The sequence below is a fragment of the Flavobacterium hydrophilum genome, from assembly GCF_003202405.1.
Lineage (GTDB): Bacteria > Bacteroidota > Bacteroidia > Flavobacteriales > Flavobacteriaceae > Flavobacterium > Flavobacterium hydrophilum.
This window is the reverse complement of the sequence record NZ_QJHL01000001.1, coordinates 2,038,927-2,060,535: the sequence shown is the minus strand read 5'-3', so window position 1 is coordinate 2,060,535 and position 21,609 is coordinate 2,038,927. Positions and strand designations below refer to the sequence as shown.

Annotated in this window: 17 protein-coding genes; 3 read left to right on the top strand and 14 right to left on the bottom strand. The window is 32.2% G+C overall.

The window, feature by feature from the left end:
- The first annotated feature begins 216 nt into the window (after positions 1-216).
- Entirely contained in the window at positions 217-2,856 is a 2,640-nt protein-coding gene (gyrA, locus tag DMB68_RS07940) for a DNA gyrase subunit A (RefSeq protein WP_110346068.1), read from the top strand.
- Positions 2,857-2,900: 44 nt separating this feature from the next.
- Positions 2,901-4,169, top strand: coding sequence for a tetratricopeptide repeat protein (locus DMB68_RS07935; RefSeq protein WP_110346067.1), 1,269 nt, complete (start codon positions 2,901-2,903; stop codon positions 4,167-4,169).
- 273 nt (positions 4,170-4,442) lie between these two features.
- Here the strand turns inward: DMB68_RS07935 and DMB68_RS07930 are convergent, their stop codons facing one another.
- From DMB68_RS07930 to DMB68_RS07890, 9 genes are all read right to left on the bottom strand, one after another.
- Positions 4,443-6,029 carry an LVIVD repeat-containing protein gene (locus tag DMB68_RS07930; RefSeq protein ID WP_231131608.1) on the bottom strand — a complete coding sequence of 529 codons (1,587 nt, stop codon included), beginning with the start codon at positions 6,027-6,029 and terminating at the stop codon, positions 4,443-4,445.
- 249 nt (positions 6,030-6,278) lie between these two features.
- Positions 6,279-6,809: a hypothetical protein gene (locus tag DMB68_RS07925; protein WP_110346065.1), complete on the bottom strand. Its 531-nt coding sequence runs from the start codon at positions 6,807-6,809 to the stop codon at positions 6,279-6,281.
- A gap of 200 nt (positions 6,810-7,009) precedes the next feature.
- Entirely contained in the window at positions 7,010-8,839 is a 1,830-nt protein-coding gene (locus DMB68_RS07920; RefSeq protein ID WP_110346064.1) for a BamA/TamA family outer membrane protein, read from the bottom strand.
- 69 nt (positions 8,840-8,908) lie between these two features.
- Positions 8,909-10,009: an AI-2E family transporter gene (locus tag DMB68_RS07915; RefSeq protein WP_110346063.1), complete on the bottom strand. Its 1,101-nt coding sequence runs from the start codon at positions 10,007-10,009 to the stop codon at positions 8,909-8,911.
- 104 nt (positions 10,010-10,113) lie between these two features.
- Positions 10,114-10,644 (bottom strand): mechanosensitive ion channel domain-containing protein, encoded by a 531-nt coding sequence (locus tag DMB68_RS07910; RefSeq protein ID WP_110346062.1) that lies wholly within the window; start codon positions 10,642-10,644, stop codon positions 10,114-10,116.
- 10 nt (positions 10,645-10,654) lie between these two features.
- Positions 10,655-11,239 carry a Maf-like protein gene (locus DMB68_RS07905; protein ID WP_110346061.1) on the bottom strand — a complete coding sequence of 195 codons (585 nt, stop codon included), beginning with the start codon at positions 11,237-11,239 and terminating at the stop codon, positions 10,655-10,657.
- Positions 11,232-12,158, bottom strand: a complete 927-nt coding sequence (locus tag DMB68_RS07900) for a geranylgeranylglycerol-phosphate geranylgeranyltransferase (RefSeq protein WP_110346060.1) — start codon at positions 12,156-12,158, stop codon at positions 11,232-11,234. The genes DMB68_RS07905 and DMB68_RS07900 overlap by 8 nt, the downstream gene beginning before the upstream one ends.
- A gap of 52 nt (positions 12,159-12,210) precedes the next feature.
- On the bottom strand, positions 12,211-12,738 hold the full coding sequence (locus tag DMB68_RS07895; protein WP_110346059.1) for a KdsC family phosphatase: 528 nt from the start codon (positions 12,736-12,738) through the stop codon (positions 12,211-12,213).
- Positions 12,722-13,483 carry a Rossmann-like and DUF2520 domain-containing protein gene (locus DMB68_RS07890; protein WP_110346058.1) on the bottom strand — a complete coding sequence of 254 codons (762 nt, stop codon included), beginning with the start codon at positions 13,481-13,483 and terminating at the stop codon, positions 12,722-12,724. Before DMB68_RS07890 ends, DMB68_RS07895 begins: the two co-directional genes overlap by 17 nt.
- 267 nt (positions 13,484-13,750) lie before the next feature.
- Between DMB68_RS07890 and ccsA the strand changes: the two genes are divergently transcribed.
- The gene (gene ccsA / locus DMB68_RS07885; protein ID WP_110346057.1) at positions 13,751-16,978 is read left to right on the top strand and encodes a cytochrome c biogenesis protein CcsA; all 3,228 of its coding nucleotides are present in this window, start codon (positions 13,751-13,753) and stop codon (positions 16,976-16,978) included.
- A 247-nt stretch (positions 16,979-17,225) separates the two neighbouring features.
- On the opposite strand, the gene DMB68_RS07880 is transcribed toward ccsA, so the two are convergent.
- The 5 genes from DMB68_RS07880 to porX all read right to left on the bottom strand — a co-directional run bounded on the left by DMB68_RS07880 (position 17,226) and on the right by porX (position 21,498).
- Positions 17,226-17,600, bottom strand: a complete 375-nt coding sequence (locus DMB68_RS07880) for a DUF4258 domain-containing protein (protein ID WP_110346056.1) — start codon at positions 17,598-17,600, stop codon at positions 17,226-17,228.
- Between the two features lie 36 nt (positions 17,601-17,636).
- Positions 17,637-18,836 (bottom strand): alanine dehydrogenase, encoded by a 1,200-nt coding sequence (locus DMB68_RS07875; protein WP_031457656.1) that lies wholly within the window; start codon positions 18,834-18,836, stop codon positions 17,637-17,639.
- An 80-nt stretch (positions 18,837-18,916) separates the two neighbouring features.
- Positions 18,917-19,390 (bottom strand): GNAT family N-acetyltransferase, encoded by a 474-nt coding sequence (locus DMB68_RS07870; protein WP_110346055.1) that lies wholly within the window; start codon positions 19,388-19,390, stop codon positions 18,917-18,919.
- Positions 19,391-19,400: 10 nt separating this feature from the next.
- Positions 19,401-19,808, bottom strand: coding sequence for a tRNA (adenosine(37)-N6)-threonylcarbamoyltransferase complex ATPase subunit type 1 TsaE (gene tsaE, locus DMB68_RS07865; protein ID WP_110346054.1), 408 nt, complete (start codon positions 19,806-19,808; stop codon positions 19,401-19,403).
- A 136-nt stretch (positions 19,809-19,944) separates the two neighbouring features.
- Positions 19,945-21,498: a T9SS response regulator signal transducer PorX gene (gene porX / locus DMB68_RS07860; RefSeq protein WP_110346393.1), complete on the bottom strand. Its 1,554-nt coding sequence runs from the start codon at positions 21,496-21,498 to the stop codon at positions 19,945-19,947.
- Between the last annotated feature and the right edge of the window lie 111 nt (positions 21,499-21,609).

Below are 21,609 nucleotides of genomic sequence, written 5' to 3'. Positions count from 1 at the left end.
AAAACAAAAACCATACCTTTCAGAAACACCTGTCAGCTAATAGACAAAAAAAATAATAATAAAACAGTTAAAAAAGGCTTAATTTATTAACTAAAAGGTAAAAAAAAGTTGTTAATAAATCATTGAAATATCTGTAAGGAAATAGCTGAAAAAATTTCAAAAAAACGTATCTTGGCACGCTTTGAAAATTAATATAATTATTTAATATAACAATTTATGTCTGAAGGAGAAAAGTTAATTCCTATTAACATTGAAGATGAAATGAAATCAGCTTACATCGATTATTCGATGTCAGTAATCGTATCAAGAGCACTTCCAGATGTTAGAGATGGCTTGAAACCAGTGCATCGAAGAGTTCTTTACGGAATGTATGACTTAGGAGTAACATCAAGATCAGCCCACAAAAAATCTGCGAGAATTGTAGGAGAGGTTTTGGGTAAGTATCACCCGCACGGTGATACATCTGTTTATGATGCCATGGTTCGTATGGCTCAGGAATGGAGTATGCGTTATCTTTTAGTTGATGGTCAGGGTAACTTTGGTTCTGTAGACGGGGATAGCCCGGCAGCAATGCGTTATACCGAGGCCAGAATGAAAAAGATTTCGGAAGAAATTATGGCAGATATCGAAAAAGAAACAGTTGACTTTCAATTGAACTTTGACGATACATTATATGAACCAAAAGTAATGCCTACAAGAGTTCCAACTTTATTAGTGAACGGAGCAACGGGTATTGCGGTTGGTATGGCAACCAATATGCCTCCACACAATTTAACTGAAGTTATCAATGGTACATTAGCATACCTTGATAATAACGATATTGAAGTAGACGAATTAATGACGCATATTAAAGCTCCGGATTTTCCAACAGGAGGTATTATATATGGTTATGAAGGCGTTCGCGAAGCTTTTAAAACCGGTAGAGGACGTATTGTAATGCGTGCTAAAGTTGGTTTTGAAGAAGTTGATGGAAGAGAATCAATTATTGTTACTGAGATTCCGTATCAGGTTAATAAAGCTGATATGATCAAACGTACAGCAGACCTGGTTAACGAAAAAAAAATAGAAGGTATTGCTAATATTCGTGACGAATCAGACAGAAATGGTATGCGTATCGTTTATATCTTAAAGCGCGATGCAACTCCAAACGTAGTTTTAAATACCTTATATAAGTTTACACAACTCCAGTCTTCTTTCAGTGTAAATAATATCGCATTAGTAAAAGGACGCCCACAAATGCTGAATCTGAAAGATATGATTCATTATTTTATTGAGCACCGCCATGATGTTGTAGTTAGAAGAACGCAGTTTGAATTGCGTAAAGCAGAAGAGAGAGCCCATATCTTAGAAGGATTAATTATTGCATCTGACAATATTGATGAAGTAATTGCTATTATCAGAGGTTCTAAAAACACAGAAGAAGCTCGTGAGAAATTAATTGAGAGATTCAGTTTATCAGATATTCAGGCCCGTGCTATTGTAGAGATGCGTTTACGTCAGTTAACAGGTCTGGAACAAGATAAGTTAAGAGCTGAATTCGAAGAATTAATGAAGTTAATTGAGCATTTAAAAGCTTTATTAGCAGATGTAAATTTGAGAACAAATTTAATTAAAGAAGAACTTGAAGAAATCCGTGATAAATATGGTGACGAGCGTCGTTCTCAAATTGAATATTCCGGTGGAGATGTAAGTATTGAGGACTTAATTGCTGATGAAAATGTGGTTATTACAATTTCCCATGCAGGTTACATCAAACGTACAAACTTAACAGAGTACAAAACTCAGAATAGAGGTGGAGTAGGACAAAAAAGCGCCGGAACAAGAGATCAGGATTTCCTTGAACACATGTTCGTTGCAACCAACCATCAATATATGATGTTCTTTACGCAAAAAGGAAAATGTTTCTGGATGCGAGTTTACGAAATTCCTGAAGGAAGTAAAACAGCTAAAGGAAGAGCAATCCAGAATCTTGTAAATATTGAAAGTGATGATAAAGTAAAAGCTTTCATTTGTACACAAGATTTAAAAGATAAAGATTACATCAACAGCCATAATCTTGTAATGGTTACCAAACAAGGTCAGGTTAAGAAAACATCTTTAGAAAAATATTCTAAACCGAGGGTAAATGGTGTTGCAGCTATTACTATTAAGGAAGGTGATGAGTTAATGGGCGCGCAATTAACTAATGGTGAAAGTCAGATTATCTTAGCAGTAAAATCCGGTAAGCTGGTTCGTTTTGAAGAAACAAAAACACGCCCGATGGGAAGAACAGCTTCAGGAGTTCGAGGTATTACTTTGAAAGATGATACTGATGAAGTAATTGGTATGGTTACTGTCGATAAAAATGATATTAATGATTCGCAAATTTTAGTTGTTACTGAAAACGGATACGGTAAACGTACCAAATTAGTTGATGATGACGGAGAAGATGTGTACAGAATTACAAACCGTGGAGGAAAAGGTGTTAAAACGCTAAATATTACGGAGAAAACAGGAAAATTAATCTCTATTAATGCTGTTACAGATTCTGATGATTTGATGATTATTAATAAATCGGGCTTAACAATCAGAATGGCAATTGAAGATCTTCGTGTAATGGGACGTGCAACTCAGGGTGTAAGATTGATTAACCTTAAAGGAAAAGACTCTATTGCAGCAGTTACTAAAGTAATGAAAGATGATGTAGAAGAAGTGGTTGTAGATGAAGATGGAAATGTTATTGAGTCTGTTATTGAAAGAGTGAAACCGGATTTAGAAGTTCTTGAAGATGATGGCACGGTAGAAGAGGATGAAGACGATGATTCTGAAGAAGAAGTAGAAGATGAAGATGATTCCGAAGAAGAATCTGAAGAATAGAAGTTATCACATAAATTAAAATTAAATACACAAATTGAATAATTATGAAAAGTAAATATGTAATACTAGCGTCAGCTTTTTTGATTTCAGTAGCTACTTTTGCTCAAAAAGATCAAATAAAAAATGCTGAAAAAGCATTAAAAGGTGGCGATGCACAAGGTGCCATTGCACAATTAAAAGATGCAGAAAATCTTATTGTAAATGCAAAAGATACTGAGCAGGCACAATACTATTTTATTCAGGGGAATGCCTATTTGGATCTTGCAACCAAAAAAGTTGAAGAGGGTAAAAATCTTTTGTTAGCAGCCGATAGCTATAAAAAATTAATTGAGGTTGAAAAGGCTTCCGGAAAGCAAAAATATTCAACTCAGGCTGCAACATCAATTACAAATATCAGAGGTCAACTGATTAACTCTGCGATTGCTGATACTCAGTCCAACAAAAGTGCTGAAGGTGCAAAAAAACTCTATGAAGCTTATCAGTTAGATAAAAAAGATACAATCAACTTATATTATGCTGCTTCCACTTACGTAAATGCTCAGGATTATGATGCAGCTTTACCAATGTATGAAGAATTAAAAAAATTAAATTATTCAGGAAAAGGAACCAGTTATACAGCTGTAAATAAAGCTTCGGGTAGTGAAGATGGATTTAATAATTTGAAAGATAGGGATTTAGCGATTAAGTTAGGAACTCATGATAATCCTAAAACTGAAAATATTCCTTCTAAAAGAGGTGAGATTTATAAAAATTATGCTTTAATCTTAGTTCAGAAAGGAAGAACTGAAGATGCTAAAAAAGCTTTAGCTGATGCAAGAAAAGCCAATCCGGAAGATTCTTCTTTAATTCTTTCTGAAGCTAACTTATATTTAGAAACTAAAGATTATGATACCTATAAAAAATTAGTTGGAGAAGCTTTGCAAAAAGATCCAAATAATAAAGAATTAATATTTAATCTTGGTGTATTAAGTGCAAATGCTAAAAATGCTGCAGATGCTGAGAAATATTATTTAAAAGTTATTGAAATAGATCCTTATTATGCAAATGCTTATCTTAACCTTGCAGCATTAAAATTAGAGGCTGAAAAACCGATTATTGATGAAATGAATAAATTAGGTACCTCTGATAAAGATATGAAGCGTTATGATGTTTTAAAAAAACAAAGAGAAAATGTTTTCAAAAGTGTAATTCCATATCTTAAAAAAGCAAATGAATTAGATCCTAAGAACGAAGATGTTTCTAAAACGTTGTTAGGGGTTTACAAAGCACTTGAAATGACTGCTGAAGCTAAAGCATTAAAAGCTACAATGTAGTCTTTTAAAATAAATTACAAATAAGACCGTCAATTATTTTGACGGTTTTTTTATGCCAAAAATCGAATAATTATTAGATCAAATTTTTTCAATCATCTGAAGGTCAGATTATGTTAGATTAATTGTGTATAATCTTATTTGTTTATTATTTTGATCTTAATTAAGATAAACAGATTAGTTTAATTGATGTCAAAAAAAAGAGAGATCATCAATACTATGATGATCTCTCTTAATAATGATGCATTATCCTCTCTTTTTTGAGAAACAAATAATTTATTTCAATTTATTTTCTGTATCAGTATAACTACCTGTAATAGTTACTCCGCTATTTTTGGTTACTTTCCCATAAATTGTTATAGAAGAATTTTCAATAAAATTAATTTTTGCACCGCTGTTAAGTCTTAAATCTCCCCAAATTACAACAGATCCTTCAATTTGTAATATGGCATTACTGTTAATGATAAGTTCTGTTGGGTTTGACTGCTGATATTTACCTTGAGCTAAACTCCCTCTCATGTTAAAAGTACCACCACTATTTAATATCAAACCATTTTGAATTGATATTGAACCACAATGTGTAAGTACGCCACCAGAATTTACTATAGCAGAATTAATAGCAGTAGATCCGGCATATGATTTAATCTCATTTGAATTTAAAATCAAATCTTTGCCTTGGTTATATGTTCCATATTGAGAACAGCTTGCAAATGTATTATTTGGTTTTTCCATCTTAATGATTTTTAAACCGCCTTTTCCGCTGGCAACATAAATATAATTACCACTTGATTTTACATAGTTTGATGATCCTGAAATATCTAATGTACCTAATAAATTAAGTTGAGAACCTGTTTGGTAAACGTTTAAACCTAATGCACCATTCGCAACGAAAGCATATCCTTCATTTACAGAAACTGCATTTGTAACATTGTCTTCTCCTGTAGTAGGTATATTTATACTTTGTAATTTTGAACCGGTATTGATATCGTAAACACCCAAACCATTATATCCTTCGGAAACTAAAAGTTTTGTTCCGTCAATTTCCATTGTTCTTTTAGCACCGCTCACATCTGTAGATATACTAAAGTTTTTTTGCAGAGACAGCGTTGACTGATTGTAAACATTTACTCCTTTAGTACCACTCAATGTTATAACTTTATCACTGGTTAAAGCTACTGATCGTAAATCTTCTACAGCTGTTTTTCCAGCAACTGCCTTAGTCGAACTATTAAATTTGTATAAATTTCCGTTATTACCTGTTACAGCAAAATAAGAAGTAGCATTTGCAGCAACATCTGTTGTTACTCTGCTTTCAAGATAGTTGATTTTATACTTATCTGTAAGTAAACCAGAACTCAGTTCCATATTTATTACTATCGAAGGACTTATCAATAAAGGATCAGTATCTACGTCTTTTGCAGCTCCAATAATTAAGTTTCCGTTAGAATAAGTAAGTGATGTGATATCTGTGTTAGCAATTAATGCTGAATTGACCAATTTAGGTTTATATGGATCCGAAACATCAATAACATCTATTGCTCCAGAATAGTCATCACCTCTCATAGTATAAGATACATAGGCATAGTTTCCATTTACAGCAACGTGACTTGCCTGTAGGGTTCTTCCATTTTTATCAACCGGAGGATTTACTTCTGCAATTTGTACCAAAGGAAGAGTTGTAGAGGAACTTGTGCTAGCCAGTTTTCCTGTAGCATTATTATTCTCAATTGAAATTACTCCAGCATTGGTATAATCAAGTCTTTTATTCAAAGAATTTTGATCTGTAGTAATTGTGATTTTATTTTTTGACTGATTATCATTTGTGTTGTCATCATTATTGTCACAACCTATTAAAAGTGACATAGTTAAAAATGTAAATAAATAAACATTCTTTCTCATAAAATTTCTTATTGGTTTCTAAAATTCGGTGCAAATTTAAGTTGTTTTTTATAACAAAGCATGGGCGATATTGTTAATTTTTTTAATAAAACCTGTTGTTATACAGTAGTTTAGGTTTAAGTGTATTTGGACGGATTTTTCTAACATTTTATCGTTCAAAAAAAAAACAGAGTACCAAATTTTGGTACTCTGTTTTTTAAATTAAGATAAATTTTATCTCCTTCCATGATCATGATTGTCGTGTCTGTCATGTCTATCGTGTCTGTCATTTCTATCGTGCTTATTATGTCTATCGTGATGCTTATCATAATGCTTATAACTTTTATGATTATCATGACGACGATCATTATAACTGTAAGTTGGTCTCGGCTTGTAACATCTTTGAGGAGCTCCATGATATCCTTTATAGTATTTTACCTTGTGACGGTCAAAATATTTATAAGGAGTTCTTCCGTGGTAATCATTTAAAACTACTTTATAGCCACTGTACAAATCATAATTTCTATAATGTCTTGGAAGGTAAGTTGTTCTAACCCATCTTCCACCTCCAAAATAAATAAATTGCGAGGCGCGTACGTCATAATAAGCTTCTATGTCTGGAAGGTAATAATATTCCATTTCTGAATACCCTACTGGTCCCCAAGCTGGAGGAGTTCCTATATTTACATTTATTGATACCTGAGCTTGCGTGGCATTTGCAAAGATTAGAAATAATCCAACGATTGCTATTTTAATTGTTTTCATCTTTAATATTTTTTAATGTTAATCGATATATGGGGATATTCATATACTGTGCCAAAATAATATTTTAGAATGTACTTGCCCTATGAAAAATGATTTATGACTTCAAAATGATAATAATAATTTTATATGTTGTTGATTATTAATTTGTTTTGAGAAGTATTTGAATAAAATAAATTTTACCTTTAAATTTTAAAAGAAGATTATTTATATTCAACAATTTTAGGTTTTCCTAACTCAAAAGACTCAAGGCCGATATCCTGGGTTTCAACAGTATTTGTTTTAAAAATACTTTCTCCTTGGAATGGAATGGACGGATAATACGAAATAGATAGCTGAAATGCACTAAAAACAAGGTAATCATTACTGATTAAAAGTCCCAAACTGAATTTTGAATAATATTTATTTTGAAGTAAACCTGAATTACTGTTTCCTAATACAGCAATTGAATAATTAAAATAAGGGTTTAACCTAAATCCTAAAACTTCTTCAGGGGCATAGGTCTGAGTTTGTAATGTAAGTACCATTTTACTTTTGCCATAGTGTGCTGCATTGAATCCCTGAAGTCCGTAATTTTCGTTTATAGTGAGCTGGTCTCCTATAGAATTTTCTCGGTTAATTCCTATAATCATTTCAGGTTTAATGAATTGTCTTAATTTCCAATTTCCAATTGTCAGGAGATTGGTAAAATAATTGGCACCTAATGCAATAGAAGTCTGATATGTTTTTGCCTGATGGAAAAAAGTTCCGATTTCGAAATTGGTACTTAAAAATCCCCATTTGTAATAGTCTCCAAAAGAAGCCTGAGCCCCGAGATAGGGACGCCATATTTTATTTTTATATTGATAACCTGCTGTGATTCCGTATATTCTTCCAATCGGAACATCCTCGGTATATCCGTTTCTGAAAATATAATTATCCTTTACGAATTCCCGTGTATTGACTCCAAAACCAATTAGAAATTGTTTTTCATCTGAAAAAAAGTTAATTGTGTCAAATGCAAAGCTGGGTTTTTCCGTATAATCAATATTTAAGAAGCGACCGGAAATAATCAGGTTAGTAGTTCTTTCCTTTTTTTTAGGATTTACACCACTTATATTAAATGCCTTAGCACCCCAAAAGTCATGAGAATTATATTTAAAAGGCTGGTGTTCATATTTTAGAGTTGCATCCTGTAAGGTGTCACTTCTAAATTGCTGACCTAAAATAACACCACCCGCCCATTTGGCAAGAGGAGAGTAGAAAGGACGTTCTATTGAAATGCTTTTAATATAATTGTCATCTAAATCATTATAGTATTTAAATTTAGTGGTAATAAAAGTATTTTTAATGTTTGGCACAGTGTATAAAGCATCATGAGCATTATGTCCATCATCAAATCTGTTAGTAAATTTATATTCGAGTTGCTGGCCAGTACCTACAATATTACGATCATTAAACCCCACACCTAAACGGGAGCTTGAAATTGAAAACTTAGGGAGTAAGCTCCAGGAATCAAGTACACGAATTGTAACATCCAGAGAATCATTACCTACACCAGCCAATTCTTCTGATATAGTTACTTTATTCACAAATTTTTGAGCTCGGATAATACGTTCCGTTTCTTTTATTTTATAACTATCATATGATGAATTCTTTCTAAAAAGAAGTAAGTTCTGAATAGCAAATCTTTTAGTTTTGAGGTGTAATCTATTTCCTGTTCGTTCTCCCCAATTATTTGGAACCATAGTAGAATCAGTATCAGAATTCCCAAAAGGGTCTAATGTTATGATTCTAATGTTTCTAATAATTTTTCCATCGATATTCGGCAGGTGTTTTTTTTCAACTAATGTTTTGTTCTTCTTTTTAATTTTCGAGGGTTTGAAAATTATTTTTCTTAAAAAGGTAGTAAATTTTCTTTTTTCTGATAGTTTTTTAATTTTTTCATATGTCTCAACACTATCTTTTTTAGTCTGTTTTTCTTGTGAAAAAGCACTTTGGGAAAAATTCCAAAGAAAAAACACTAAAACTATTTTTATAAAGTTTTGAAACATGCTACTAAAGTTAGCTTAAATTATTGGTGAATTGTATAATTTGATATAATATCCTGAAAGTAAAACAATTTAATTTTCAGTTTTTACTTTTCTAATCCTCCAGGTAAATTTTTTAGGCATGTGATTGCCCATAACATATCCCCAGGGTTCTAAAGATTCAATTCGGTCAAAAATAATTTTTAAAATTGCCAATAAAGGGATTGCCAAAAACATTCCTGAGATTCCAGCAACTGCTCCTCCAATAATAATTCCAATTATTGAAAATAGGGCATTAATTTCAACTTTTGAATTGATTATTAAAGGTACAAGTATGTTATTGTCAATAAGCTGCACGATGATATTTACAATTAGAATGCTTATAATTATGGATACGTCCGGAGTTCCTGTAAGTGAAGATAAAATGGTTAGAATTCCTGCAATCATAATTCCGATGTATGGAATTAAATTTAAAATTCCGGTTAAAAGCCCTAATAAAATAAAATATTTTGCACCAATAATCCATAAACCTAAAGCTGTTAGAATAGAAACTACAAACATTTCAAAAATAAGACCAAGTATATAATTGTTTATGGAAATTTTTATTTGGGTAATTATTTCCTTCAATTTCGGATGATCTTCTTTGTTAAATAATTTAGCTAAAAAAAGGATAAAATGAGTCTTGTATAAAAGGAACAAAAATGTAAAAACAACTACAAACATACAATTCGCTAACACATCAGTTAAGGATCCAATAGCAGTTCCTAATGTTCCGGAACCATTTTGCACTGAATCAGTCGTCACTTTATTTATATATTTTTTTTGTTCCCATATACTAATTTGAAATTTTTCATGAATGTAGGATTGTGCATTATTGAAAAAGGAGATGGCATTCTTTTTAATCATATCAAAATCATTGGCAATATCGGTTACCTGATAAGAAATGAATGCTAAAATAGCAATGATACACAGTACAAAAATCAGTACAGTTATAAAAGAAGAAAGATATACAGGAAGCCGTAATTTGTTGGTTAGAAATGTATGAAGTGGCAATAACAAAACTGTAAATAAAAATGCAAGCATCACAGGTGTGATTATATTACTGCCGATGTATGTGATAAAACCAATGCAAATTAAACTTAAAAGGATTAATGCAAATTTTGCATAAAAGGGCAATGTTACAGGCTGGTTCATTTTTTGGATTTTTAAACTATAATTAGGCTAAACAAATATTAACTTTATTTAATTAATTATTGTTTTAGCTTTCAATATATAGTTTATAAAATTCCCATTATGAATTAGTCAAAAAACTCCTTGTCATCATACACTGGAGGCATAATTGAAATTCCTTTTTGCAATAAAAGGTTATTTGGATAAATGATTTTTTCTCCTTCCTTAGTTTTTAAATTCACATGAAAGGCGCTGATATCTTCAATTTCTGCTTCAATCGGGAAATCCTTATCGTGGATTTTAATGGTGTCACCAATTCGGAAAGGAAAAGAAAAAAACAAAATCATTCCGGAAGTTATGTTGCTTAAGATTGACCATTGGGCAAACATAGCAACACCGATTACAGTAGCAATTGACGAAACAGTTATAAAAATATCTTTAGTGTCAACGCCCCAAATAACAATCAGACTTATGGTTACCAAAATATTCATTAAAATATGAATGTATTTAATAACCAGATTAGTGCGATGTTCTAATAAGTGACTTGTACTGGCGTATCTTCGTACTAATTGGGCAATGATAACCCTTAGGGCTGCTAGTGCTATAAGGAGAATTATAGTGGTTAAAATTTCCTGGCTATATTCTTTAAATGAAAACATAAATTAAATTTTACTCTAATATACTCAAATATTCGTAAACTTTTGCAGTTGGAAGCCCCATAACATTTGTGTATGAACCCTCAACTTTTGCAACAGCCATAAAGCCAAACCATTCTTGTATACCATAGGCTCCGGCTTTATCATACGGTTTATAGTTTTCTATATAATACAAAATAGCTTCATCTGATAAATTGTTGAAGGTTACTTTTGTAATATCATTTAAAAGAGTAGAAGCAGAGCTGGTTTTAAAGCAGACTGATGTAATCACTTCATGAGTGGTACCTGACATTGATTTTATCATTTCAAAAGCATCTTCTGCATTTTTTGGTTTTCCTAATGCTTTATTTTGATGCCATACAATAGTGTCACTGGTTACTAAAATTTCATTTTCTTTTAATTCTCCTTCAAAGGCATTTGCTTTTAAAAGTGCTAAAAAGTCTGTAATTTCAACAGCCTTTAATTCCGGAGGATATATTTCTTCAATATCTTTTAACCTGATTTCGAAGTCTAAATCCAGATCTTTAAAAAATTGCTGTCTTCTCGGTGATCCTGAAGCTAGTATTAAAGTATATTTTTTTAGTTTTTCTTTAAGCATTGTAATGAATATTTAAGGTAATAACCACAATTGATAAAATTCCGAAAAGCAAAATTAGTTTCAAAACAGTGCTTAAATGATGGAACTCCTTCTGTGAATTAGCAGTAAAAGTTTTAATTATGAAGTAAAGAAGCGGTGCCAAAACTAATGCAAACGCATATAAAGTTGCTATAAAAAGGCCATTCTCAACAAAGTAATTTTTAATATAAAGCAATAATAAAATAAAAGGTATAATTGAAAGTATGGACGCAATTTTAGCGGTTCTGCTAATTCCAATGGCAATAGGAAGGGTATTCATTCCCTGATTGTAATCTCCGTTTACATCTTCAATGTCTTTGACTATTTCTCTTATAAAATTAATCATAAAGGCAAATAAAGCATAATCGGTTAAGATAGAAAACAAACTAGTCATTTGTGCTTTGTTTTCAGAAATTGTTGCTGGGAAAATATCAAAAACACCAATGATAATAACACTGATTGCTAATAATAATGCGACAACAATGTTTCCTAAGATCATAATTTGTTTTAAGGTTGTAGAATAAAAATAAAGCATTGAAGCAATCAATATAAAAAGAGTTGCAAATCCGGGTCTCTGTATTACATTTGATAAATAAAAACCAATTGCAACACCGGCAATATTTAATGCAATATAGATATTATAACCCGCAGTTTCAGAAATGCCTTTGCCGATGATTACATCTTTTGGCTTATTTATTGAATCTGTTTCTACATCGAAAATGTTATTAATTACATATCCCGCGGCTGCAATTAAAACGGTGCTTAAAACCAATAAACCATACTGAAAGTCTGATAAGGCCAAAGGAATATTTTGTTGTTTTAAAAAAGAATAACGGAATAAAACCTGCATAAAAGCAAGCATTAACAGATTTTGGTAACGAATAAGTTTTAGGAATTTCATTTTAAGTTCAAAGATTTGGATAAACAATTGATAATTAACAATTGATAATTATTTAGTCGTGTTTTCCGTTAAAATATTCCATCCATTTTCCCTGAACTTTCATAACCTGTTCGATTACATCGCGTACAGCCCCTCTTCCGCCTTTAACGTGCGAAATATAACGGCAGATATTTTTAATTTCAGGACTTGCATCTTGTGGACAGGTTGGTAAACCTACTAATTTCATAACATGAAAATCGGGAATATCATCACCCATGTATAACACGTTTTCTGGCTTTATGTTGTGTATTTCAGTATATTGTTTAAAAGTTTCTACTTTATCCGGAGTTCCTAAATGTATGTCTGAAATGCCTAAATTACGCAATCTTATACGAACACCTTCGTTGCTTCCGCCAGAAATAATACATACATTAAAACCACTCTCTACAGCTGCTTTCATTGCGTAACCATCGCGAATATTCATGGTACGAAGCATTTCTCCTTCATTGGTTACAAAAACGGAACTGTCTGTAAGTACGCCATCAACATCAAAAACAAACGTTGTGATGTCATTCATTATTTCTTTAAAGTGTTTTGCCATTATTTTGTATAGATTGTGTTAGGATTTTATAGATGTTTTTTTGATTTTCATTGGTTAAATAATTGAGATGAGCATCAATTGTTGTAGAATCGTTACGTTTTGCCGGGCCAGTTTGCGCATCAACAGGGGTAAGGGTTTGTATTTTTTCTGCAGTTTCCTGAATAAGAGGTTTTAAGATTTCGAAAGGAACCTGATGTTCTTCGCAAATTTCCTGTCCTATCTGATATAAATGATTCGTGAAATTGTTTACAAAAACAGCGGAAACATGCAATGCTTTTCTTTGCTGTGAACTGATAGAAAAAACAGCATTCGAAATACTTTTAGCAACCGTTTCCAAAATAGTGTAATCCGTTTGATTTTCAGCTTCCAGACAAATTGGAATAATCGAAAAATCAACGGGCTTTGCTTTTGAAAAAGTTTGTAAAGGATAAAAAACGCCTTTTCTGTTTTTTGAATTTAATATGGCAATTGGTGAAGTTCCGGATGTATGAACTACTAATTGATTTTCAAAAGGTAATTGTGCTGAAACTTCAGAAATGGCATCATCAGTAATAGAGATAACATACAAATCAGCTTCTTTTAAATCTGAAAAATCAGTTACAATTTTATCCGAATCGACCAGATGCAGTAATGATTCTTTTTTTCTTGAAAAGACCTGCACAATTTCCGTTCTATCACTTTTTGTGAAAGCCTTTATTAAATGTTGCGCAACATTTCCGGAACCAATTATCGTTATTTTAACCATAACGCAAAATTAGTGTTTTTTTAAAAAATATCGAAGCTGTTCAAAGTTTGAATTAATATTTATCAAATTGAAATCAACTATTAAAAAGTTTCATTCAAATAAAAAATAAAAGTTTTAAAAATGGATTGTAATAGAATACCTGTTTAATTGTCAAATCGGATTGATTTATTGGTCTGTTTTTGGTTTTAATTAACAAAAGACAAATATTACAACTCAACATTTTTAAGTACTTTTGTGCCACTTTTATACACAGTAATTCCTTCAAAAATGGATAAAAAAATATTCTCTTTTTTGTTTTCTACACGATTAATGGCCGTTCTTTTTTTAACATTTGCAATAGCAATGGGCATTGGAACTTTTATCGAAAGTAAATACAATACTGATACCGCACGAATTTTAATTTATAATACCTGGTGGTTCGAGGCCATAATGGTGTTTTTCCTGATTAACTTCTTTGGAAACATCAAACGCTATCAATTATTGAAAAAAGAAAAATGGGCAACATTGTTACTTCACCTTGCATTTATTTTTATTCTTTTAGGAGCATTTATTACGCGTTATATCAGTTATGAAGGAGTTATGCCAATCCGCGAAGGAGCAGCTGAAAACCAAATCTATTCCGATAAAACATTTTTAACCGTTTTTGCAGATGGAGAATATAAAGGAGAAATGAAACGCAGAACTTTTGAAAAAAGCCTTTTGTTCTCTCCGGTTACCAATAACGACTTTACCCTTTCAGGTAAATTTGACGAAACTCCATTTGAAATAACTTACGTTAATTACATAATGGGGGCTAAAGAAACCATAAAACCCGATCCAAAAGGGACTTTATACATTAAATTAGTTGAAGCCGGAGCCGGTGGGCGTGAAGAACATTTTCTAAAAGAAGGAGAAGTTCAAAACATCCACAATGTTTTATTTGCTTTGAATAAACCAACAGATGGTGCTATAAATATTAATACAACCGGTGAAAAATATACGATCCAAACTCCTTTTGAAGGTGAGTTTATGCGAATGGCTGATCAGTTTAAAGGAAAAGTAACCAAAGATAATGTACAACCTTTAATGATGCGTTCTTTGTACAGTATTGGTGACATCCGAATTGTTTTCCCGGATCCGGCCGTAAGAGGAATTGTGGATTATGTATCGAATAATGACTATAAAGCTAAATCTCATACTGATGCTTTAATCGTAAAAGTTAAAGCGGAAGGTCAGGAAAAAGAAGTACGCCTTATGGGGTCTAAAGGAAGTGTGGGAGAGCCACAAACCGTTAAAATCGGAAAAATTGAATACAGTTTATTTTACGGAAGTAAAGCCTATATTTTACCTTTTAAAGTGAAACTAAATGATTTTATTGCAACAAAATATCCAGGAACAGAGAAAAGTTATTCCGCATTTGAAAGTAAGGTTACTGTTCAGGATTCTTCTGAAACTTTTGATGCTGATATTTATATGAATCACGTTTTAGATCATAAAGGATACAGGTTTTTCCAGTCTTCGTTTGACCCCGACGAAAAAGGAACTGTATTATCGGTTAACCATGATTGGTGGGGAACATCGATTACTTATTTGGGATATTTTATGTTGTTTTTTGGGCTTATGGCTATCATGTTTACCAAAGGTTCCCGTTTTACAGATTTAAAACGAAAACTTGAAAAAGTAAAAGAGAAAAAAGCAAAATTAATTACGATTTTAGTTTTAATGTTGAGCTTTAACAGTTTTGCACAAGAGCCACATGTTCATACACCTGGAGACAATCATAACCACAATCATACACACACTCATAACGATGATCCTAATGATCATGCCAATCACGTAACACGCCCGCCAAGCCAGAAACAAATAGATTCATTATTGACTATTTACAAAGCACCGGAAGCTCATGCTGCTAAATTTGGTCGTTTGATTATTCAGGATGCAGGAGGAAGAATGAAGCCTATTAATACCTTTTCGTCAGAGTTGTTGAGAAAAGTAAGCCACAGCGATACTTACAACGGTATGAATTCTGATCAGGTATTTTTGTCGATGACACAATATGCCCAGGTTTGGATTCAGGTTCCGATTATTCATTTAAGAGCCGGAAATGATAGTATCAGAAAAATTATTGGAGTAGATAAGGAGACAAAAAAAGCACCTTTTGTAAAGTTTTTTGATGAAAACGGAAATTATAAATTGTCTCCATATTTAGATGCAGCTTACAAAGCAGCTAATCCAAATCAGTTTGAAAAAGATTTTATTGAAACCGATAAAAAAGTCAACCTGATGGAATCTGCATTAAGCGGAAGTATTTTGAAAATATTCCCTGTTCCAAATCATCCGGGCGATAAATGGATTTCATATCTCGAATTGGAACATGCAGGTTTAAAAGGAATGGAAGCAACTTATACCAAACAAATCCTGCCACTTTATTTCAATGCCTTAAATAATGGATCTATTTCTAAAGATTTTAAAACTGCCGATGATTTAGTCGAAAGCATCAACGGCTTCCAAAAGAAATTTGGAGCTAAAGTACGTCCGAGCGAAGAAAAAATTGATGCCGAAATCGCTTATAATAAATACGATGTTTTTCAAAAATTAACATATTGGTACATTACAGCAGCAATCATCATGTTTATTTTTACAATTGTAAATATCTTTTTTGAAAAAAAATGGATTCGTTTTTGTGTAAATACATGTCATATTATTATTGGTTTTTTCTTTGCGTTGCACACTTTAGGCTTAATAGCACGTTGGTATATTTCTGGGCACGCTCCATGGAGTAATGCTTACGAATCTATTATATATGTAGCCTGGTCCACAATGTTCTTTGGATTGGCTTTCGATAGAAAATCAAAATTAACTGTTGCTTCATCAGCTTTCGTGACAGCGATGATCTTAATGGCAGCGTATCTAAACTGGATTGATCCGGAAATTGCAAATTTACAGCCTGTTCTTAACTCATATTGGTTAATGATTCACGTTGCAGTAATTGTAGCAAGTTACGGTCCAACTGCATTAGGAATGATTTTAGGTTTTGTTTCCTTAATTTTAATTTTCTTTACAACAGAAAAAAACAAAGCCAAAATGGATCTGAATATTAAGGAGATCACATACATCAACGAAATGGCATTGACAATCGGATTGATTATGTTAACGATAGGAAACTTCCTTGGAGGACAATGGGCCAATGAAAGCTGGGGACGTTATTGGGGTTGGGATCCAAAAGAAACATGGGCTTTGATTTCCATCATGATTTATGCATTTGTAATTCACGCTCGTTTTGTACCTGCTTTAAGAGGAAAATGGACATTTAACTTAATGAGTATGTTTGCATTTATATCCATTTTGTTTACTTATTATGGAGTGAATTTCCACTTGGTAGGTTTACATTCTTATGCAAGCGGAGAAGCAAAATCTCTTGACTGGATATATTATTCACTGGCCGCAATTTCAGTAATAGGAGCCATAACATATCCGAAATACCGAAAATATTATAAAAAGCAAATAAAAAAATAATTTGTAGAAAGGTTCATCTGAAAAGCTGGACCTTTTTTGTTTTAACTAATTTTCAAATAAAATAAAGTGTTTGAAAAGAAGGAGCTATTTCCTGCTGTCCGCTATATCTTTTCCTCGCTAAAGAAGCGAGAAAAAGGATGCCGCTTCCATCAGGGCTAGGGTTTTAGGTTTCATAATAATAATATTTAGCATAAAAAAAAGGATAGTAAAAACCATCCTTATATTCTATTCTATATTTAATTTTTGATTATTTTTTAATAATTTCCTCTAAAACAGCTTTGTTTTCGTAGTTGGTCACTTTAAGAATAATCTCTTGGTTTTTAATTGTTTTCCCTTCAATGATGTATAATTTTCCTTTGTTGTGAGGAGTATTACTCTGATCAAAATCTACATCACCAAACTGCAGTGTGTTTTTAATATCAGCAGTATCTACCCATTTTTCGTTCAGCGTTTGAATTGCTTTTTCAGAATATTGAAATGGTTTTGTTCTGAGACTATTCAAAACTCTGGCATTCGGAAAGTAGTTGCAGCGAGTATCTTTTCCACTAAAAACGAGTGCTACAAAAAAGCACCCCATAACTAAACCAATCAAATAATAAGCAAAACGGTGTACGAACTTCATGAATTAAATTTTTTGCAAAGGTAAGCTAAAGTTATTTTAGAAAACAAGTAAATTGATATCGTTATCAGGTAAATCAAACCATTCTCCAATAGCTTTGTTAGTCAGGATTCCGTGGTAAAGATAAATCCCGTTTTTTAAACCTTTGTTGCATCTGATTGCACTTTCCAAACCACCATCTTCGGCTATCTGTAATAAATAAGGGGTGATTATATTGCTTATAGAAAGAGAAGCAGTTTTAGAATATCTTGAAGGAATATTTGGTACACAATAATGCAGGACATTGCTTTTTATAAATGTAGGTTTTTCATGAGTAGTAACCTCAGAGGTTTCAAAACAGCCTCCCATATCAATACTGACGTCGACAATTACAGCTCCTTTTTTCATGTGTTCTACCATAGTTTCAGTAACGATAATCGGACAGCGTTCTTTTCCGCGCATGGCACCTATGGCGACATCACAACGTCTTAAAGCTTTTAGTAATGCTTTTTGCTGAATTGTAGAAGTAAAAATACGCTGATTTAAATTGTTTTGTAAACGACGTAATTTAGTAATTGAATTATCAAAAACTTTTACATTGGCACCTAACCCAATAGCTGTTTTTGCGGCAAATTCGCCAACAGTTCCGGCTCCTAAAATAACAACATCAGTAGGAGGTACACCGGTAATGTTTCCGAATAAAAGTCCTTTTCCAAATTCGTCGGTAATCATCAGTTCAGCTGCGATAAGTATGGAGGCTGTTCCGGCAATTTCGCTTAATGATTTTACGGCAGGATAGGACCCGTCTTCATCTTTAATATATTCAAAAGCAAGTGCGGTAATTTTTTTCTGGGACAAAGCTTCAAAATAAGCTTTCTTTTTTGTTTTTAGCTGAATAGCAGATATGATTGTCGTTTCAGGATTAATCATTTTAATTTCTGCCAAAGTAGGCGGTTCCACTTTGAGTAATAACGGACAGCCAAAAACTTTTTTAGTATCTTTTGTAACTTCTGCTCCTGCATCACTATACTCCTTATCAGAATAACTGGAACTTTCTCCGGCTCCTGATTCAATCATGACACGATGTCCGGCGTATGTTAATGAATTTACGGCATCCGGGGTTAGACAAATACGACGTTCCTGATAGCTTGTTTCTTTAGGGATCCCTATGAAAAGTTCTCTTTTATGGCGGCCAACTTCAAGCTTTTCTTCTTGTGGCAGCAATTGCTGTTTCGTAAATGGAGTAAGAGTTATTGACATGGGGTGTAAAAATAATTAAGAGTACAAATTACGTAAAAAGTTTTAAAATCAATATGAAATTCTACGAATACTATTTTAGTCTAAGATATTATTTTTTGCATTTTTATATCAGCTCTTTCATAGAGGCCTTTTTCAAGGGGGATTTCAGTAAATCCAAATTTTTCATATAAATGAATTGCCGGAAGTAAAATTCGGTTGGAATATAAAATTAGATTCTCGATACCTTTTTCTTTAGCAACAGCAATTGAATGTTTTAAAAGTATATTTCCTATTCCGAGACCTTGTGCCTGATCAGAAACAGCCATTTTGCTCAATTCAAAAGTTGCGTTATCAACTTTTATTAAAGAAACTGTTCCCAGAATCTCATTTTTGTATTTTGCATAAAAAATCATTCCGCCTTTATCAATAATTTCTTCTTGTGGATTTGAAAGCGTTAATTCATCTTTTTCCTCAATTCTGAAATATTTTGTAAGCCAGGCAATGTTTAAAATTTTAATATGATCTTTTAGATCAGGAGAAAAAGGAATTATTTCTACGGTATCTGAAGTTTTCATTTTAAATATATTAAACCAATTTTAAACTTCTTTTTCCATCGTTAACTAACTCAATAGTAATAACAGAATGTTCTTCCGGAATTAAACCTGCAATTTTTTCAGACCATTCAATAAAACACCAGTTTCCTGAATATAAATAGTCGTCAACGCCCATATCAAGAGCTTCAGTTTCTTTGTTTAACCTGTAAAAATCAAAATGATAAACGATTTGATTGTCAGAAGTGTAATATTCGTTGACTAAGGAGAAAGTCGGACTGCTGGTTGCGTCTTCAACTCCCAGAGTTTTGCATAATTGTTTAATCAGAGTAGTTTTTCCAACGCCCATTTCCCCATTAAAAAGAATGATTTTTTTTGGATTTTGAGCAATAATTTTTTTAGCTACTTCCTGAATCTGATCTAATGAAAAAACGATATTCATTGTATATTTATTTAATGCAATTGTCTTCTGCGAAAGCAAGATTATTTTGCCACGAATTTACACTAATTTATTTTTTTTAAATTAATAGAAATACAAATATTAATTCGTAAAAATTGTGAAATTCGTGGCAACTTTTTTATTTCGGATTAAACACCAAAAACGGAATAATCATTTCTTCTAACGAAATTCCGCCGTGTTGATACGTGTTTTTGTAATAACTCACATAATGATTATAGTTGTTTACATAAGCTAAAAACAAATCGTTTTTGGCAAAAATAAACGAACTGCTCATGTTTATGGCAGGCAAACCAATGGTTTTAGGTTCTTTTACCACATAAACGTCTTTTTGTTCGTAGGTTAAACTACGGCCTGTTTTGTAACGCAAATTCAAGCTTGTGTTTTTGTCTCCAACTACTTTTGATGGGTTTTTTACGTTTATAGTTCCGTGATCGGTAGTCAGGATTAATTTGAAACCTAAAAGCTGTGCCTGTTGGATAATTTCCAACAAAGGAGAATTTTTAAACCAGCTCAAAGTCAGGGAACGATAAGCTTTGTCATCAGAAGCTAATTCTTTTACAACTTCCATTTCAGTTTTAGCATGTGATAACATGTCCACGAAATTATAAACTACTGTAACGAGATCGTTGCCTTTTAAAGCTTTGAAATTTTCTGCCAGTTTTTTACCGCCTGAATAATTAGTAATTTTAAAATAATCCTCTTTTATGTTTAGTCCGAGACGCTTTAGTTGAGCACTAAGAAATTCAGCTTCGTAAAGGTTTTTTCCGCCGTCTTCCACATCATTTTTCCAATACTCAGGAAATTGTTTTTCCATTTCTACCGGCAATAAACCTGAGAAAATTGCATTTCTGGCATATTGTGTAGCGGTTGGAAGTATTGAAAAATAAGGAACTTCTTTTTCTAATTTATAATAATTTGAGACTACGGTTTCAAAAGATTTCCACTGATCGTATCGTAGATTATCAACGACAACAAATAAAATAGGTTTGTCTTTCTTTTTAAGTTCAGGAACCACTAATTCCTTAAATAAATTGTGGGACTGAATTGGTTTATCCGCTTTTGGAGCAAACCAGTCTTCATAATTTCGTTCAATATATTTACCAAATTGCGAATTGGCTTCAACTTTTTGTGATTCCAGGATTTCGATCATCGCCTGATCTTTTATGTTTTCAAGTTCTAGTTCCCAGAAAATCAATTTTTTATAAAGCTCTACCCAGTCTTCGAAAGAATTAACCATAGCTAATTCCATTGAAATCTTTCTAAATTCTTTCTGGTAATCTAAAGTTGTTTTTTCAGAAATCAATCTGGAATGATCCAGGTTTTTCTTTAAACTTAACAAAATCTGATTCGGATTCACAGGTTTTATCAGGTAATCGGCAATTTTAGAACCAATTGCTTCTTCCATGATATATTCCTCTTCGCTTTTGGTAATCATAATCATTGGAATGGCTGATTTTTTTTCTTTCATTTCTGAAAGTGTTTCCAGGCCGCTCATTCCAGGCATATTTTCATCTAAAAAGACAATGTCAAAATTTTCTTCTTCAAAAAGGCCAATTGCATCAAGCCCGTTATTGCAGGTAGTGACTGCGTAATTTTTTTTCTCCAGAAATAATATATGAGGCTTTAAAAGATCGATTTCATCATCGACCCAAAGTATTTTTATTTTATCCATAATCATAATTGACTTTAATTTTACTGCAATTTAAAAGTCTATAACTTAAAAAGTATTAAAAATAGTATAAAATTAAATGATCAGTTGTAATTATTTGCATCAGGAAAATTT

What these genes read in the sequence shown, in the direction of transcription:
- gyrA (WP_110346068.1), top strand. Translation starts at nt 217, where the DNA reads ATGTCTGAAGGAGAAAAGTTAATTCCTATTAACATTGAAGATGAAATG.
- DMB68_RS07935 (WP_110346067.1), top strand. Translation starts at nt 2,901, where the DNA reads ATGAAAAGTAAATATGTAATACTAGCGTCAGCTTTTTTGATTTCAGTA.
- DMB68_RS07930 (WP_231131608.1), bottom strand. Translation starts at nt 6,029, where the DNA reads ATGTCACTTTTAATAGGTTGTGACAATAATGATGACAACACAAATGAT.
- DMB68_RS07925 (WP_110346065.1), bottom strand. Translation starts at nt 6,809, where the DNA reads ATGAAAACAATTAAAATAGCAATCGTTGGATTATTTCTAATCTTTGCA.
- DMB68_RS07920 (WP_110346064.1), bottom strand. Translation starts at nt 8,839, where the DNA reads ATGTTTCAAAACTTTATAAAAATAGTTTTAGTGTTTTTTCTTTGGAAT.
- DMB68_RS07915 (WP_110346063.1), bottom strand. Translation starts at nt 10,009, where the DNA reads ATGAACCAGCCTGTAACATTGCCCTTTTATGCAAAATTTGCATTAATC.
- DMB68_RS07910 (WP_110346062.1), bottom strand. Translation starts at nt 10,644, where the DNA reads ATGTTTTCATTTAAAGAATATAGCCAGGAAATTTTAACCACTATAATT.
- DMB68_RS07905 (WP_110346061.1), bottom strand. Translation starts at nt 11,239, where the DNA reads ATGCTTAAAGAAAAACTAAAAAAATATACTTTAATACTAGCTTCAGGA.
- DMB68_RS07900 (WP_110346060.1), bottom strand. Translation starts at nt 12,158, where the DNA reads ATGAAATTCCTAAAACTTATTCGTTACCAAAATCTGTTAATGCTTGCT.
- DMB68_RS07895 (WP_110346059.1), bottom strand. Translation starts at nt 12,738, where the DNA reads ATGGCAAAACACTTTAAAGAAATAATGAATGACATCACAACGTTTGTT.
- DMB68_RS07890 (WP_110346058.1), bottom strand. Translation starts at nt 13,483, where the DNA reads ATGGTTAAAATAACGATAATTGGTTCCGGAAATGTTGCGCAACATTTA.
- ccsA (WP_110346057.1), top strand. Translation starts at nt 13,751, where the DNA reads ATGGATAAAAAAATATTCTCTTTTTTGTTTTCTACACGATTAATGGCC.
- DMB68_RS07880 (WP_110346056.1), bottom strand. Translation starts at nt 17,600, where the DNA reads ATGAAGTTCGTACACCGTTTTGCTTATTATTTGATTGGTTTAGTTATG.
- DMB68_RS07875 (WP_031457656.1), bottom strand. Translation starts at nt 18,836, where the DNA reads ATGTCAATAACTCTTACTCCATTTACGAAACAGCAATTGCTGCCACAA.
- DMB68_RS07870 (WP_110346055.1), bottom strand. Translation starts at nt 19,390, where the DNA reads ATGAAAACTTCAGATACCGTAGAAATAATTCCTTTTTCTCCTGATCTA.
- tsaE (WP_110346054.1), bottom strand. Translation starts at nt 19,808, where the DNA reads ATGAATATCGTTTTTTCATTAGATCAGATTCAGGAAGTAGCTAAAAAA.
- porX (WP_110346393.1), bottom strand. Translation starts at nt 21,498, where the DNA reads ATGGATAAAATAAAAATACTTTGGGTCGATGATGAAATCGATCTTTTA.